Source organism: Actinobacillus seminis (assembly GCF_002263215.1).
GTDB lineage: Bacteria > Pseudomonadota > Gammaproteobacteria > Enterobacterales > Pasteurellaceae > Actinobacillus_B > Actinobacillus_B seminis.
This window is the reverse complement of record NZ_NLFK01000002.1, coordinates 133133-149233: the sequence shown is the minus strand read 5'-3', so window position 1 is coordinate 149233 and position 16101 is coordinate 133133. Positions and strand designations below refer to the sequence as shown.

13 protein-coding genes and 1 pseudogene are annotated in these 16101 nt (G+C 40.9%); 10 read left to right on the top strand and 4 right to left on the bottom strand.

Annotated features, from left to right (window positions below):
* Positions 1-81 precede the first annotated feature (81 nt).
* Positions 82-1335 (top strand): FtsH protease activity modulator HflK, encoded by a 1254-nt coding sequence (gene hflK / locus CFY87_RS02860; protein ID WP_094945791.1) that lies wholly within the window; start codon positions 82-84, stop codon positions 1333-1335.
* Positions 1335-2219 carry a protease modulator HflC gene (hflC, locus tag CFY87_RS02855; RefSeq protein WP_094945790.1) on the top strand — a complete coding sequence of 295 codons (885 nt, stop codon included), beginning with the start codon at positions 1335-1337 and terminating at the stop codon, positions 2217-2219. The genes hflK and hflC overlap by 1 nt, the downstream gene beginning before the upstream one ends.
* A gap of 74 nt (positions 2220-2293) precedes the next feature.
* Here the strand turns inward: hflC and CFY87_RS02850 are convergent, their stop codons facing one another.
* From CFY87_RS02850 to CFY87_RS02835, 4 genes are all read right to left on the bottom strand, one after another.
* Positions 2294-2569, bottom strand: a complete 276-nt coding sequence (locus tag CFY87_RS02850; protein WP_094945789.1) for a hypothetical protein — start codon at positions 2567-2569, stop codon at positions 2294-2296.
* Between the two features lie 92 nt (positions 2570-2661).
* Positions 2662-3717 (bottom strand): ferric ABC transporter ATP-binding protein, encoded by a 1056-nt coding sequence (gene fbpC, locus CFY87_RS02845; RefSeq protein WP_094945788.1) that lies wholly within the window; start codon positions 3715-3717, stop codon positions 2662-2664.
* A 107-nt stretch (positions 3718-3824) separates the two neighbouring features.
* Complete coding sequence (locus tag CFY87_RS02840) at positions 3825-5882, bottom strand: ABC transporter permease (RefSeq protein ID WP_169711604.1); 2058 nt, start codon at positions 5880-5882, stop codon at positions 3825-3827.
* Positions 5883-5941: 59 nt separating this feature from the next.
* Complete coding sequence (locus CFY87_RS02835) at positions 5942-6982, bottom strand: ABC transporter substrate-binding protein (protein ID WP_094945787.1); 1041 nt, start codon at positions 6980-6982, stop codon at positions 5942-5944.
* Between the two features lie 202 nt (positions 6983-7184).
* Here CFY87_RS02835 and udk point away from each other — a divergent pair, with 202 nt between their 5' ends.
* From udk to CFY87_RS02795, 8 genes and pseudogenes are all read left to right on the top strand, one after another.
* Positions 7185-7829 (top strand): uridine kinase, encoded by a 645-nt coding sequence (udk, locus tag CFY87_RS02830; protein ID WP_094945786.1) that lies wholly within the window; start codon positions 7185-7187, stop codon positions 7827-7829.
* A gap of 8 nt (positions 7830-7837) precedes the next feature.
* Positions 7838-8422, top strand: a complete 585-nt coding sequence (dcd, locus tag CFY87_RS02825) for a dCTP deaminase (protein ID WP_094945785.1) — start codon at positions 7838-7840, stop codon at positions 8420-8422.
* Between the two features lie 13 nt (positions 8423-8435).
* Complete coding sequence (locus CFY87_RS02820; protein WP_094945784.1) at positions 8436-9755, top strand: hypothetical protein; 1320 nt, start codon at positions 8436-8438, stop codon at positions 9753-9755.
* Positions 9756-9834: 79 nt separating this feature from the next.
* Complete coding sequence (locus CFY87_RS02815; protein ID WP_094945783.1) at positions 9835-11025, top strand: sugar transporter; 1191 nt, start codon at positions 9835-9837, stop codon at positions 11023-11025.
* A gap of 293 nt (positions 11026-11318) precedes the next feature.
* Entirely contained in the window at positions 11319-12911 is a 1593-nt protein-coding gene (locus tag CFY87_RS02810; protein WP_094945782.1) for an L-lactate permease, read from the top strand.
* Between the two features lie 78 nt (positions 12912-12989).
* Positions 12990-13722: pseudogene (locus CFY87_RS02805) on the top strand ((Fe-S)-binding protein).
* A gap of 1 nt (position 13723) precedes the next feature.
* Positions 13724-15136 carry a LutB/LldF family L-lactate oxidation iron-sulfur protein gene (locus tag CFY87_RS02800; protein WP_094945781.1) on the top strand — a complete coding sequence of 471 codons (1413 nt, stop codon included), beginning with the start codon at positions 13724-13726 and terminating at the stop codon, positions 15134-15136.
* Positions 15136-15849 (top strand): LutC/YkgG family protein, encoded by a 714-nt coding sequence (locus tag CFY87_RS02795; RefSeq protein ID WP_094945780.1) that lies wholly within the window; start codon positions 15136-15138, stop codon positions 15847-15849. Before CFY87_RS02800 ends, CFY87_RS02795 begins: the two co-directional genes overlap by 1 nt.
* Positions 15850-16101: the final 252 nt, after the last annotated feature.

The following is a 16101-nucleotide window of genomic DNA, read 5'->3' as shown; positions in this document are numbered from 1 at the left end:
TAAAAATACCCTCAAATAGATTAGACTTAGCACTAGATTTTGTTTAGACTTGTAACAATTTTTTGACAAACGGAGAAAATAATGTCATTAAACAGTTCAGATCAAGATCCTTGGAGCAGACCGGGGAGTGGGCAATCAAAGCCTGAAAATAATCAACCTAAGAATGATCAAAAGCCAAGTTGGTCAAGCTCACAAGATGGTTCTTCTTCGCAAGGACGCAAAGAGCAGTCGCCGCCAGATATTGAAGATGTATTCAATAATTTATTACGCAAATTGGGCTGCAATAAATCGGGTGGTCAAGGTAATAATGGCGGCAGTCAAGGTTTTAATCCAACTAAGTTGTTGCCGATTGTGGCTATTGCCGGTGCGATTATTTGGGGCGTGAGCGGGCTTTATACGGTAAAAGAAGCGGAACGTGGTGTGGTAACCCGTTTTGGTCAGTTACACGCTATCGTACAACCGGGGTTGAACTGGAAACCGACCTTTGTTGATCGTGTGATTCCGATTAATGTAGAGCAAGTTAAAGAATTAAGAACGCAAGGCTCAATGTTGACTCAAGATGAAAATATGGTACGCGTGGAAATGACGGTGCAGTATCGGGTGCAAGATCCCGCTAAATATTTGTTTAGCGTTACTAATGCAAATGACAGTTTAAACCAGGCGACGGATAGTGCACTTCGCTATGTGATAGGTCACATGACAATGGATGATATTTTAACCACGGGGCGTGCAATTGTGCGTGAAAATACGTGGAAAGCCTTAAATGAAATTATCGCCTCCTATGACATGGGTCTGGAAGTGTTAGATGTGAACTTCCAATCAGCGCGCCCGCCGGAAGAAGTAAAAGCTGCATTTGATGATGCAATTAAAGCGCAAGAAGATGAACAACGCTATATTCGCGAAGCGGAAGCCTATGCACGTGAACAAGAACCGCGTGCGCGTGGAGATGCTCAACGTATAGTGGAAGAAGCTACTGCCTATAAAGAGCAAGTGGTATTGAATGCACAAGGGGAAGTGGAACGCTTCCAGCGTTTGTTGCCGGAATTTAAAGCTGCGCCGGATTTATTGCGCGAACGTTTGTATATTCAAACCATGGAAAAAGTGATGGCGAATACGCCGAAAGTGATGTTGGATGAGAGTAATGGGAATAATTTAACCGTATTACCTTTGGAACAGATTTTGCGCACTAAAGCAGCGCCAAAAGCAACGTTAACGGCACCGCAAGCCACATCGTCCAGGGTACAAAGTGCGGTTAATTCTCGTACGATTTCAGAAGTGCCGGCATCGATGGAAAAACCACAAACTATTGAAGGTCGTCAAGGGAGATTTAACTAATGCGTAAATTTTTAACTCCAGTCATTATTGTATTAATCGCCTTGATTTACTCGAGTATCGTGATTGTATATGAGGGTAGCCGCGGGATTATGTTGCGTTTTGGCAAAGTACAACGTGATGCAGATAACAAAGTGGTGGTGTATAACCCGGGTTTGCATTTTAAAATTCCGTTTATTGACAATATCAAAGTCTTAGATGCGCGTATTCGTACCCTTGATGGTGAAGCCGATCGCTTTGTTACCGTTGAGAAAAAAGACTTGTTGGTAGATTCCTATGTGAAATGGCGAATCAGCGATTTCGGACGTTTTTATACTGCCACCGGTGGTGGTGATTATGCTCAAGCATCTAATTTGTTGCGTCGTAAAGTTAACGACCGCTTACGTTCAGAAATTGGTTCCCGCACGATTAAAGATATCGTTTCCGGTACGCGTGGTGAATTAATGGCAGGAGCAAAAACCGCCCTTAATACAGGATCGGACAGCACTTCTGAATTGGGGATTGAAGTGATTGACGTACGCGTAAAACAAATCAACTTACCGGATGAAGTTTCTTCGTCGATTTACCAACGGATGCGCGCAGAACGTGATGCGGTCGCGCGTGAACACCGTTCACAAGGAAAAGAAAAAGCGGCGTTTATTCAAGCGGATGTGGATCGTAAAGTAACGTTAATTTTAGCTAATGCGGGTAAAACCGCTCAAGAATTGCGCGGTGCCGGAGATGCGACAGCAGCGAAATTATACAGCGACGCGTTCAGCCATGAACCGGAGTTTTATAGTTTCGTCAGAAGCATGAAAGCCTACGAAAATAGCTTTGCCGGCTCGGATAATTTGATGATATTAAAACCGAATAGCGAATTCTTCCGCTTTATGCGAGCGCCTAAGTAACCCTTGAATTAAGCCAAAATAAAAGTGCGGTCAGAAATAATCAAATTTTTGACCCACCCCAAAAAGTTGAACAGTTATTCAAAGGACTGATCTTGATATTTTATCAGACTCAGTCTTTTTAGTTTTATCCGCCGTCTTGCTGAGAAACCTTGATAACTTTGCATTTGGTAATGCATAAACACATTTTGCAATACAGAACCGCTAACGTCTAAGTACTTATATTGAGAAATCTCAAGTCTAACGGTTTTATTAGATAAATTAAAATGTCGAAGCGTGAGCGAAGGATTTTTGTGATGTTTGAAATAGAAATTCACGGCTTTCTGTTTGGATGCTTGTTTGTATTCAGCCATAAAAATCTGCACCTTAATCAATTGGAAAGTGAGACCAACTTTTGGGGGCAGATCAAAATAACCACAATTTTATTGATTACTGGGTGATTAACTTATTCTTTTTTCAACAAAAAGACTCCATGTTCGGCTAAGTGAATATATGCCTCGTTTAAGGTTGGATTGAAATTATCAGGGGTTGCGTTAATCAACAGATCTTTACCTCCCCAATCGGCGATAATTTCCCAGTGATTTCCCATATATACTGAATTTTTTATTTCACAACGTTGCGCGCTATCACCTGTCGCTTGCAAGGTGATGGCTTCTGGGCGAAGACCCACTAAGCACTCACCATCCGGTAAACCAAATTGTTGACTCTCCGACAATGGAAATTGATAACCGTTGACGGTGACTTGATTTTGTTGCAAATAACCGTCAAAAATGCTACTTTCGCCCATGAAATTCGCTAAAAAAAGAGAGTTTGGATGCAAATAAAGCTCTTTTGCCGGCGCTTTTTGCATAATTTTCCCTTTGTGCATAACGATCACTTCGTCGGAAACCGCAAAGGCTTCGGTTTGATCGTGAGTCACATAAAGGCTGGTAATACCTAAGCGTTGTTGCAACTCGCGAATCTTTTCGCGCATGGAGCGACGTAAGTTGGCGTCTAAGTTACTTAGCGGTTCATCAAACAATAACACTTTCGGTTTTAATACTAACGCACGGGCGAGCGCAACGCGTTGTTGTTGACCGCCGGAGATTTGATCCACGTAACGATCTTCAAAGCCACTTAAATCTACTAATTCCAAGGCTTCTTTGACACGTTGTTTGCGTTCTTCACTGCCAACGCCTTGCATTCTTAATCCGTATCCGACATTATCCCCAATGGACATATGGGGGAAAAGAGCATAGGACTGGAACACAATACAAATATCTCGGTTTTGGATGGACGATTTGGTGACATCTTCGCCATCAATAAAAATTTGCCCTGATGTTGGGCTTTCAAGCCCCGCCACTAAACGGAGAACGGTGGTTTTACCGCAACCGGACGGCCCCAATAAAGTGACCATCGTGCCGCGTTTAATTGTCAAATCCAAATTATCAATGACCACAGCTTTACCGAAAGCTTTGGTGATATTTTTTAAGACTAGGAAATCATCGTTTTTTACTGTCATAATTTGTTACTGCCTTTTGGTAGGAGCTAATTACATTAACCCTATTTCAATGTTTATTTACGGGACAAAGGTGATTTGCCCCTACATTTATAAAAGTGCGGTCAATTTTAATCCGCTTTTTTCGCCTTAGATTTTGCGATACGCGTATCGCCGACAATCCGGTCGAAGAATAAGATAATTGCCATCATCACTACGATTAAGATTGAACCGTAAGCAATGGCAACACCGTATTCACCGTCTTCTACACGGTTTAAAATATATGCGGTTGCGACGCGTGTATCGGCGGTAACCAAGAAAATAATTGCGCTTACGGTTGTCATGGCGCGTACGAAGCTGGTGACTAAGGCGGATAATAATGCCGGTTTTAATAATGGGAACACGATAAACCAGATTGTTTTGAATGAAGAACCTTTTAATGAAAGTGAGGCTTCATCAAGGGATTTATCCAGTTGCCCAAGACCGGCAATCGCTGCACGCATTCCAATGGGTAAATCGCGCATTACCATTGAGATAATAATGATGATACCGGTTCCTGTGATATACATTGGTGCGTTATTAAACGCAAGGATATAAGATACCCCGGCAACGGTTCCCGGGACAGCAAAACACAGCATAGTCAAAAATTCTAAGGTTTTTTTACCTTGGAAATCTTTGCGCACCACAATATAGGCGATAAGTAAGCCAAATAATGCCGTTAATGGGGCGGCAATAGCCGCATAGATTATTGTATTAATGAGTGATGGCCATGCGCCGTCACTAAATCCTTGTCCGAACATCATAGTGTAATTTTTTAGCGTCAGAGTATAGTCAACGCCCCAGTTCACCGTAAAGCTACCGTAGAAAATGCTGCCATAAAGTACCACGTTGAAGATAATCCAAAATCCTAACATGAAGATAATGCTATATTTGACTCCATTGGGTAATTCTTGTACGTCTCCTCGATAAGATTTACCGGAAACCGTTACGTAAGAGCGATTCCCAATCCAGACATACTGAATAATGAAAATTAATAAGGAGAAAATTAATAACAGGGAGCCTAGTGTACTGGCAGAGGCATAATCCAATTGAGAACCGGCAATATAGAAATAGATTTGTGTCGCGATAACATCAAAGCTACCGCCTAACACTAACGGATTGCTAAAATCCGCTAAAGATTGGATAAATACAATCAAGAATGAATTCGCTAATGCAGGGCGGAGAAGTGGAAAAATAATGTAATAAAACGTTTGATAACGATTTGCCCGCAATGTATAAGAGGCTTCTTCAATTGAAGGATGGATAGATTTTAACGCGCCGTCTAAAATCATAAATGAAATCGGTGCGAACGCTAGAATTTGCGCAATAGCAATACCGGAAAAACCATAGAGCCAGTTGTAATTCGTAAACCCGAAATGATTGCTTAAAAATTCAGTGACATAACCGGATCTTCCCAACATCAAAGTGACACCAAGTCCCACCACGAAAGGCGGTGTGACAATCGGTAAAATGGAGAAGATTTTACCAATAAATGCAGTACGTCTTGCAATTCGCGTAGTATATAATGCAAAAGCTAAACCGAAAACAGTGGAAACCAAACCGACAAAACCGGAAAGTGCAAGAGAATTTGTGATAACGCGAATAATGTAATTCTGATTAAGTATGTGCAATACTTGTTTTGGTGAAAACATATCTCCGTCGTAAAACATGGAGACAAAAATAGCAATTGTTGGATAAACAATAAAGAAAAAGATCAATAATATTATGCTGATAAGTGAGGCAAGGATAAACTTATCCCCTTGCATAATTTTTAATTTTGCCAGTGATAAGGTTGCCAATGCAGTGAGTGTTGCTATCAGGATAATCACCGAATATCCCATGCTGATTTTATAAATGGTCGCGCTGATAAAACAAAATAAAGCGATAGCAGCGACCAAAGATAATTCAACTTTAGCTTGTTTTTGTTGCGAAAGTTTAAAGTGCGGTAAAAATAAAAAGAGAATTAACGGCAGAAACCATAAGATGGTAAGATTCACCGATGACCATCCCATTGCCTCCCAAAATTCGTCGCCGGTACTTTCGAATAATCCGTAGTCCAATGCGGTGGACGGAAGAATTAAAAACGCAATCAGGGATAGAATGACCCAAAAAGTGGATGTTTGTGTAATTGGTAATTTCGCGGAATTCATAATGCCTCGCAGAAAGAAAAGAAAGAATGTGACGGACAGCCACATTCTCATAATAAGGATTATTTAGCTAATTTAATCTCATCAACCCATTTTGTAATCAAGCGCTTACGTTCATCAGCCGCGCCGAATTTTTCAAAATCGTAGTCGATTAGGGTCAATTTTGTCGGGTCAAAGGCGGTTGGTGACTGTTCTGCGGTAGTATTGGTTAAGGTTTGAAGTGAATTCCCTTTTTTCCATGCCGCTTCCTGTCCTTCTTTGGATAACGCCCAATCTACAAATAATTTTGCATTCTCCATATTGCGCGCACCTTTAATAATACTAACGCCACCCAATTCATAACCGGTACCTTCGCAAGGAACAATCATTTCAATTGGCGCACCATGTTGTTTTTCCAGCGCATAATCGTGTAAAAAACCGATTCCTACCGTGGTTTCAGCGCGTGCAGTGTTACGAGAAGGTGCAATGCCTGATTTGGTATATTGGGAAATATTTGGATGTAATTGTTTAAAGTAATTAAAGGCTTCATCTTCACCCCATAATTGGACGAAAGTGGCGATGGCGGTATAAGCGGTGCCGGAGCTTTGCGGGTCAGCAATTTGAATTTCACCTTTCAGACGCGGATCGGTTAAATCTTTCCAGCATTTTGGTACTTCAGTGATGCCGAGTTTTTTCAAGCGTTCAGTGTTAACGCCGAAGCCTAAAATTCCCATATAAATTGCTGAACTTAAGTTGCCTTTTACTTTTGCCGGATCTTGGAAACGTTCTACCAATTGATCCACATTCGGTGAACGATAGGCTTCCAATAAGCCTAATTCCCCGGCTTGTGATTGCGGATCCAAGGTTCCACCATACCAAACATCCGCTTGCGGATTATTTTTTTCCGCATCAATTTTGGCAAAGGTACTGCCCGAACCGTTACGAATAAAAGAAACTTTGACATCATGTTTTTCACCAAAGGCATTGGCTTCCGCTTCGCACATTTCATTGGTCGCGCTACAATACATCACCAAGCGCCCTTTCGCGTTTGCTTGTGCGCTAAATACTAAACCCGCGGTTAAAAGTGCGGTCGAAATTACAAAAGAAATTGCTTTTATTTTCATTGAAACCTCCCAGCTCCTTGAATTTGGTTAATACTGATATACAGATATTTACAATATCAATTTAGCGCATATTACGCCAAATTGATGGTGAATACCGTGAAGTTTTTCACAAAATAAAAATTTATTTTTATTTTATAAAAAATCGCTTTTTTTCTTGTTTTTTATTTATAATGCAGATTGTTTTTTTACAAAGGTTTGTATTATGTCTGAATCGTCTTCTTGTATCATTATTGCTATTGCCGGAGCTTCTGCTTCCGGAAAAAGCCTTATCGCAACAACGATTTATCGGGAACTTTGTGATGAAATCGGAGAAGGTGCGATAGGCATTATTTCCGAAGATTGTTATTATAAAGACCAAAGTCATCTTGCTATGCAGGAGCGAATAAAAACCAATTATGATCACCCGAATTCTATGGATCGTGATTTGTTGATTGCCCATTTAAAATCACTAAAAAGCGGTCAATCGGTAGATATTCCGGTCTATGATTATGTTGAACACACGCGTAAGCAACAAGTAACGCATTTTGAACCAAGAGAAATCATTATCTTAGAAGGTATTTTACTTTTAACTGATGAACGATTACGGCAAGAAATAAATGTTTCTATTTTTGTTGATGCGCCACTGGATATTTGTTTTATTCGTCGCCTAAAACGCGATATGCAAGAACGCGGGCGTTCGCTGGAATCGGTGATCGAACAATATCGCGCCACGGTTCGTCCCATGTTTTTACAATTTATCGAACCGTCGAAACAGTATGCGGATATCGTGGTTCCGCGCGGTGGTAAAAATCGTATTGCCATCAATATGTTAAAAGCACAAATTCGACATTTGCTAGGGAAAAAGTAGAGAAAATTATGAGATTATGTGATACCGATATTGAGCGTTATTTGGATGAGGGGCGGATTTCACTGGTGCCAAGACCAAGTAATGATAAGATTAATGGCGCGACGGTGGATGTCAGATTGGGTAATTCTTTTCGCGTTTTTCGTGAGCATTCTGCACCTTACATTGATTTAAGCGGTCCCAAAGAAGAGGTTTCAGCACAATTAGATGCGGTGATGAGTGAGGAAATTATTATTGCCGAAAATGAAGCCTTTTTCTTACACCCCGGTGATTTAGCTTTAGCCACAACATTGGAAGAAGTGACCTTGCCGGCGAATATGATCGGCTGGTTGGACGGACGTTCTTCTCTTGCGCGTTTAGGCTTGATGGTTCACGTCACCGCACACCGTATCGATCCGGGGTGGCATGGTAAAATTGTGTTGGAATTTTTTAACTCCGGCAAATTGCCATTGGCATTACGTCCGAATATGATCATTGGTGCCTTGAGTTTTGAAGTCTTAAGCGGCGAGGCGGCAAGACCTTATAATCGTCGGCAAAATGCGAAATATAAAAACCAACAAAATGCGGTAGCGAGCCGCATTGATGAAGATAAATAAGAGGGAAATCAAGATGATAAAGAAAGTGACTGGCGGGGTAATTGTCATCATTTTAGCACTTTCCGCCTTTTTTTATGTGCAAATAAACAGCGCGCGCGAGCAAGTTATCGCCCTGCTCAATAAGCAGCAAATTCAATTTTCCGCGCTTAATTTGCATTTTTTCCCCAGTCCGCAAATTTCCCTTGAATCTCCGCATTTTTCTTATCAAGATCAACGCATTGGTTTTAAACAAGCCACTTTGAAACTTGCCCTATTTCCTTTGCTTGGCGGGCGTTTTGTTCTCGATCGACTGCAATTGACGCAAGGGAATTTTTCCGCCACAGATTGGATTTTGCGTGATGTAGAATTTTCCGATACTAATTTATCGTCGGATAATTGGACATCCTTTGTGGAAAGTCTCAAAAATCCGTTAAATTTCGACCGCACTTTGGCGGAAATTCATTTTCATCTCAACGGAAATCTTAGCTCGTCGGCGCAAGATGAGCTGCATTTTTCTGCAAATATTACCTTAGGAAATCGCCGGTTAGTGGTAAGTGCGGTCAAAATTTTATTAGATTTGCAAAAACCGACGTATAACGGAAATCGTCAATTTGATATAGCGTGGCATGAGGGAGGAATTGAACGGACAGATGCGGCGAAGTATGTGATAGCAATTCAAGATCTGAACCTCAATCAGGCGTTATTAGGATCGCCGAAAATCGTGTTGAATACTGCACGCCAAGAAGTGTCTGTCACGCAATTATGTCAAGATTGTATGATCACAGGGCGTTGGCAAGAACATTCAGATAAAAAAATAACCGCACTTTTGTGGCTGAATGCCATGCCGTTAGATCGCGTATTAGCTGCGGTGAAGCTACCGGTGGTTGCCGGTGGAAGCACTGATTTTTCCGCTGCAATGTTGTGGCAAGACGGAAATTTGTTGGAAAGTGAATTTTATTCAGAAACTCATAAGGGAGAATTGCGAGGTTTAAATTTGCTTTCCTTAGCCGGTCAATATTTGCCGATCAATTATGATGAGCAGGTGTTGCAAAGTAAAAATATGGATACGGCGTTTAACACATTAACCGTGCAATCCCGTTGGGAGGGCGGAAAATTGCTGTTTGATAATATTGAATTGGATACTTCAACGATTGTGGTGCAAGGTCGCGGAATATCCGATTGGTTTACTATGCAATGTGATGTCACTTTGAATATTGGATTGCGTGAGTATCCGAAATTTGCGTTGCCTATCCGCTTTTTTGATCGCTGTGATTCGCCACAATATGAAATTAAATTTAATAAAGATTTCCGCGATCAGCTGCGATCTTTATTGCGGGAAAAATTGCTCAATTAGCCGGAAATAGTCGGAAAAAGTTTACATTCTTTGCTCAAATGATAAAATAAGCCTTTATTTTTCTCGGACTTTATTGCTCATGTTGTCGCCTAAAATTGTCAGACGCGTTAAGCTCTGGCGAGTGATTTGTATGGCATTTTCTGCCTTTATTTTTAATACCACTGAATTTATCCCTGTCGCGTTGTTGTCAGATATTGCGAAAGGTTTTTCCATGCCCGTGTCGCAAGTTGGTTTGATGATCACGATTTATGCTTGGATCGTTTCGTTGTTATCACTGCCGTTTATGTTGCTGACCGCCAATTTAGAGCGTCGTAGTCTATTGATTAAACTCTTTATTTTGTTTATTGCCAGCCATATTTTATCTTCGGTTGCCTGGAATTATTGGGTATTACTGATTTCGCGTATTGGCGTGGCAATTGCTCATTCGATTTTCTGGGCGATTACCGCCTCTTTGGTGGTGCGGTTGGCGCCAAAAGATAAAAAAGCTCAAGCGTTGGGTTTATTGGCGATGGGCAGTGCATTGGCTATGGTTCTTGGTTTACCGTTGGGCAGATTGATTGGGCAAATGTTTGGATGGCGTGTAACATTTGCCTTGATTGCCGTGGCAGCAGTGATGATTTTGTTATTTTTGTATAAATTATTACCGCACTTAGTGAGCAAAAATGCCGGAACTGTTCGTAGCGTGCCGATATTATTTAAGCGTCCTTTTTTGGTAGGACTATATATTTTAACCATTATTATTATCTCTGCACATTTTACCGTGTATAGTTATATTGAACCCTTTATGCTACATATTAGCCAAATGCCGGCGGGTTTAACAACGGGAATATTATTAATATTTGGCTTATCCGGTATTGCTGCCAGCTTATTATTTAATCGTTATCATCGTTTTGGACCGGCTAAGTTTTTATTATTGTCCATGGGAATTTTAACCGCGGCATTATTTTCTTTATTGTTCTTCAGCCAGCAACACATGTTGTTATTTTTCTTGGTTTTTATTTGGGGGATTGGTATTGCCGGCGTCGGGTTAAGTTTGCAGGTACGCGTATTACAATTAGCACCGGATGCGACGGATGTGGCAATGGCGATTTTTTCCGGTATTTATAATATCGGGATTGGTGGCGGCGCCTTAATCGGTCAGCAAATCATGACCGGTTTAGGGCTAAATTATATCGGTATTATCGGCGGTACATTAGCAATGATTGGGGCAATTTTCTTTTTAGTTATTCACTTAAAATATCGCTATTTACCGATTAAAGCTATTCATTAATCCTTATTTAGGCGAATGAACAGTGCGTTTTTGAATAAAGTGCGGTAAAAATTTAAATCGTTTTAATTGATGAAAACTGATTTTTTGATGAAATATTATTCATATTCACTTAATATTTTTTAATATTTCAAATAATGTTATATTTTAGTAAAAATATTGTGATCTTTATCTTTTTTTTTTTTTTTCCTATCCCCTGTGTGCCTTGCCTCCCACGACTACGAAAGTTTAAAATTAGATTAGAATATGTCTCCTTGAATAACACAAAATAATCTCTTTTATGTAGGAGTGTCTTTATGGCTCTTTTTCTTAGTATCTTTCCTATCGTTTTATTAATTTATTTGATGGTAAAACGTAACGCCCTTCCGTCTTATGTAGCGTTGCCTTGGATTGCGGTGGTGGTGTTAATTATTCAATTAATTTTCTTTGGTACAGATATCAAACTTGTTAGTGCCAATATTGTGTCCGCGTTAGTCGCAGTGCAAACACCGATAACCGTTATTTTCGGCGCGATTTTATTTAACCGTTTTTCCGAAGTTTCCGGCGCAACGGATACGTTGCGTAAATGGTTGGGGAGCATTAACCCGAACCCAATTGCGCAGGCGATGATTATCGGTTGGGCATTTGCGTTTATGATTGAAGGGGCGAGTGGCTTTGGTACGCCGGCAGCGATTGCGGCACCAATTTTAGTTGGCTTAGGTTTCCCTCCGTTGAAGGTCGCGATGTTGGCATTGGTGATGAACTCGGTACCGGTTTCTTTCGGTGCGGTAGGGACGCCGACTTGGTTCGGTTTTGGTCCGCTAAACTTGCCGGAATCACAAATTTTGGAAATCGGTTCGATGACTGCATTAATTCACTCGTTTGCTGCGATCGTGATTCCTGTGATGGCATTGCGTTTTATTGCCACCGGTAAAGAAATTCGTCAAAATATCGTTTATATTTATTTATCCATTTTCTCTTGTATCATTCCTTATTTCTTATTGGCACAAGTCAATTATGAATTTCCGTCTTTGGTAGGCGGCGCAATCGGTCTGTTTATTTCTGTATTTTTGGCAAATAAAGGTATCGGATTGGCGAAAGTAGAAAATAAATTAAGCAATACCACGACAATAGGTGAGGTTGCTAAAGCCTTATTCCCAACCGGTTTATTGATTATGATTTTGATCGTAACCCGTTTGCAACAATTACCGTTTAAAGAGATGATGAACGATATGACCTCTTTATTCAGCGTGAAATTAGGCTCTTTAGGTGTATTTGATATTAGCCAAGGTTTAGTATTCAGTTTGAAAAACATTTTTGATACGACAATCAATGCCAATTACAAATTACTGTATGTACCGGCATTAATTCCGTTTGTTGTTTCCGTGTTAATTGCCATTCCGGTCTTTGCACTTTCTGCCGGCAATGTTAAAGAGATTTTCTCAAGTAGCTTTAAACAAACGCGTAATCCATTCCTTGCTTTAGTCGGTGCATTGATCATGGTGAACTTGATGTTGGTGGGCGGTGATAATTCTATGGTAAAAATCATTGGACAAAGCTTTGCTGATGCAACCGGTGAATATTGGACATGGTTCGCCTCTTATTTAGGCGCGGTTGGGGCATTCTTCTCCGGTTCAAATACCGTCTCTAACTTAACATTCGGTAGCGTACAATTATCAACCGCTCAAATTACCGGACTTTCTGCTTCTGTTGTGTTGGCGTTACAATCTGTCGGCGGTGCAATGGGGAACATGGTATGTATTAATAATATTGTTGCAGTAAGCTCTGTATTGAATATTAACAATAAAGAAGGGGCGATCATTAAACAAACTGTTGTACCAATGGCGGTTTACGGTATTATTGCCGCAGTTATCGCCTTGACAGTCATTCCATTATTTTATGGGGTATAATAGAAATTAAATTTTTCAGGTATAAGTATCAGGATACTTATACCTGTTCTTTATTTTAAAGCAGTTATTGGAGTAATTATGAACGTGAATTTTTTTGTGACCTGTATTGCTGATGTGGTCAAATCAGGTGTAGCTAAAAATAGCGTGTTATTGCTGGAAAAGCTAGGATGCAACATTAGTTTTTTTAGAAAAACAAGGATGCTGTGGGCAGCCGGCGATTAACAGTGGCTATACCAAACAGGCGCTTGAGGGGATGAAAAACTTAGTGCAAACCTTTGAGGTAAATGATTATCCGATCGTTGCTCCGGCAGGTTCTTGTGTATATGCGATAAAAAATTATCCACAATATTTTGAACGTTTTGATGAAGCCCTATGGGCAGAGCGGGCGAAAAAAGTCGCAGAACGTTTTCATGACCTCACTGATTTTATTGTTAATACCCTTGGCGTTACTGATGTGGGCGCATACTTACCCGGCAAAGCGGTCTACCATCCTTCGTGTAGCTTATTTCGTAAATTAGGTATTGTGGATGAGCCTATTACCTTATTACAAAAAGTTAAGGGATTGCAGTTATTACCGATTAAAAATCAGGAAACTTGCTGTGGCTTCGGCGGTACTTTCTCGGTAAAAATGGCTGAAATTTCAGGGGAAATGGTTAAGGAAAAAGTTGAGCATCTTTCTGAGGTTGAGCCGGATTATTTAATTGGTGCGGACGTGAGTTGCTTAATTAATATTGGCGGGCGTTTACGTCGTGAAGGGAAAAATATTAAGGTAATGCATATTGCCGAAGTGTTGATGCAGGAGGGTAATTAAAATGACATTAAAAACCAGTAATCTTGCATTTAAACAACGAGTTGACGAACAAATTCACAATGAAATTATGCGTAAAGCCATTGTGATGGCACAGGAGCGTATTGGCACTAATCGTCAAAATATGGCAAATGAATTAGGGCATTGGGAAGAATGGCGTAATTTATCCAAACAAATCCGTAATCACGTTTTAGCTAATTTAGATGCGTATTTGTATCAATTGAGCGAGAAAGTGATGCAAAATGGCGGTAAAGTGTTTTTTGCCGAAACCGCAGAAGATGCCACTAACTATATTCGCCAAGTAGCGTTAGCCAAAAAGGCGAAGAAAGTTGTTAAATCCAAATCCATGGTGACCGAAGAAATCGGCATGAACCACGTATTGGAAGCGGAAGGCATTAAGGTCGTTGAGACGGATTTGGGTGAATATATTTTACAAATTGCCGGAGATAAACCCTCTCATATTGTGGTGCCGGCAATTCATAAAGATCGTTATCAGATCCAAAAAGTATTACAAGAAAAATTAGGTTATGACGGTCCCGAAACGCCGGAAGCGATGACTTTATTTATTCGTCAAAAAATTCGTGAAGATTTCTTAGAGGCGGATATTGGGGTTAGCGGTTGTAACTTTGCGGTACCGGAAACAGGTAGCGTTTGTTTGGTGACAAACGAAGGGAACTTACGTTTAGCCACAACTGTGCCGAAAACACATATTGCGGTTATGGGGATGGAACGTATTGCGCCGACTTTTGAAGAAGTGGATGTGTTGATTACAATGTTGGCGCGCAGTGCGGTTGGGGCAAAATTAACCGGCTATAATACGTGGTTAACCGGACCTCGCCTTGAGGGGGAGACTGACGGTCCGGAAGAATTCCACTTAGTGATTGTCGATAACGGACGCTCTAAAATTCTAGAAAGCGAATTTAAAGAAGTTTTACGTTGTATCCGTTGCGGGGCTTGCTTAAATACCTGTCCGGCATATCGTCAAATTGGCGGTCATGGGTATGGTTCTATCTATCCGGGGCCAATCGGTTCCGTTATTTCTCCATTACTTGGCGGATATAAAGAATTTAAAGAATTGCCATATGCTTGTTCGTTATGTACCTCTTGTAACTCAGTTTGCCCGGTAAAAATTCCGTTAGCACAACTCATTTTGAAACATCGTGAGCATATTGCTCAAAACGGAATGACGCCGAGTGTAGAACGGTTATCTATCTTTGGCTTTAATTTTGCGAATTCGCACCCAACCTTATGGAAAATTGGCGTTAATGTTGGCGCGAAAATGGCAGCAAAATTGATCAAAAATGGTAAAGCACCTGTGCAAATCGGTGCATTAGCGGAATGGACAAAAGCGCGTGATTTGCCAAGTGCAGAGGGACAAAGTTTCAGAGATTGGTTCGACAAAAGAGGGGCAAAATAATGGATTTGCAAAATAGAGAGCATTTTTTAAATAAACTTGCGGAGAAAATGGGACGTCCACGCCAACTGGTTCCGGAACCAATGCCGAAATGGGAAAACGATTATCCGAAAACGCGCTTAACCGAATTATCACAAGTCGAGCGTTGCCAAGCATTCCTTGATTTTGCTAAAGTCATGATGGTAGATGTGATTGAAACTAAACAAGAAAATGTTCAAGCAACGGTGATTGCAATATGTGAAAAATACGGTGGCGGTGAGGTAGTGTTAAATAACGATAGCCGTTTAGAGGTCTTAGGATTAACGCAGGCGATTTGTGAAAAATACACTACTCATATTTGGGATCCGGCAAAAGGCGAGGAAAATCTAGCACAGGCTGAAAAAGCGAATATCGGCATTGTTTATGCGGAATACGGATTGGCAGAATCGGGCGGAATCGTACTTTATTCCGATAAAGATCGCGGACGTTCGGTCAGTTTATTGCCGGAAAAATCCATTGTGGTATTACGCAAAAGTACCGTTCTTCCTCGCGTTGCGCAATTAGCAGAAATATTGCATGCTAAAGCACAGCAAGGCGAAAGAATGCCTTCTTGTATCAATATCATTTCCGGTCCAAGTTCCACTGCAGATATTGAATTGGTAAAAGTGGTTGGTGTCCATGGACCGACAACTAAAGTTTATGTGGTTATTGATGATTTATCTGATCGTGCAACCTAAGTCCTTTAGAGCGTAGATATAAGGCACAAAACGGAGTATAATCATGCATGCTAACAATACGCTTAGGCTTTCTCAATGACGGCATTTCAGGCGAGGACATCGCCGTAGCGCTTGTGAGGTGAACCGCATAAGCGGTCTCAAGCCAAGAACCCACCGAGAGTAGCCCACAGTTTACTGTGGGAGCTGGTAGGAATCCCCCATCTTTAGGCAGGGGAGGATGTCAAAATCGTTGATTGCATATAATAAAAATCC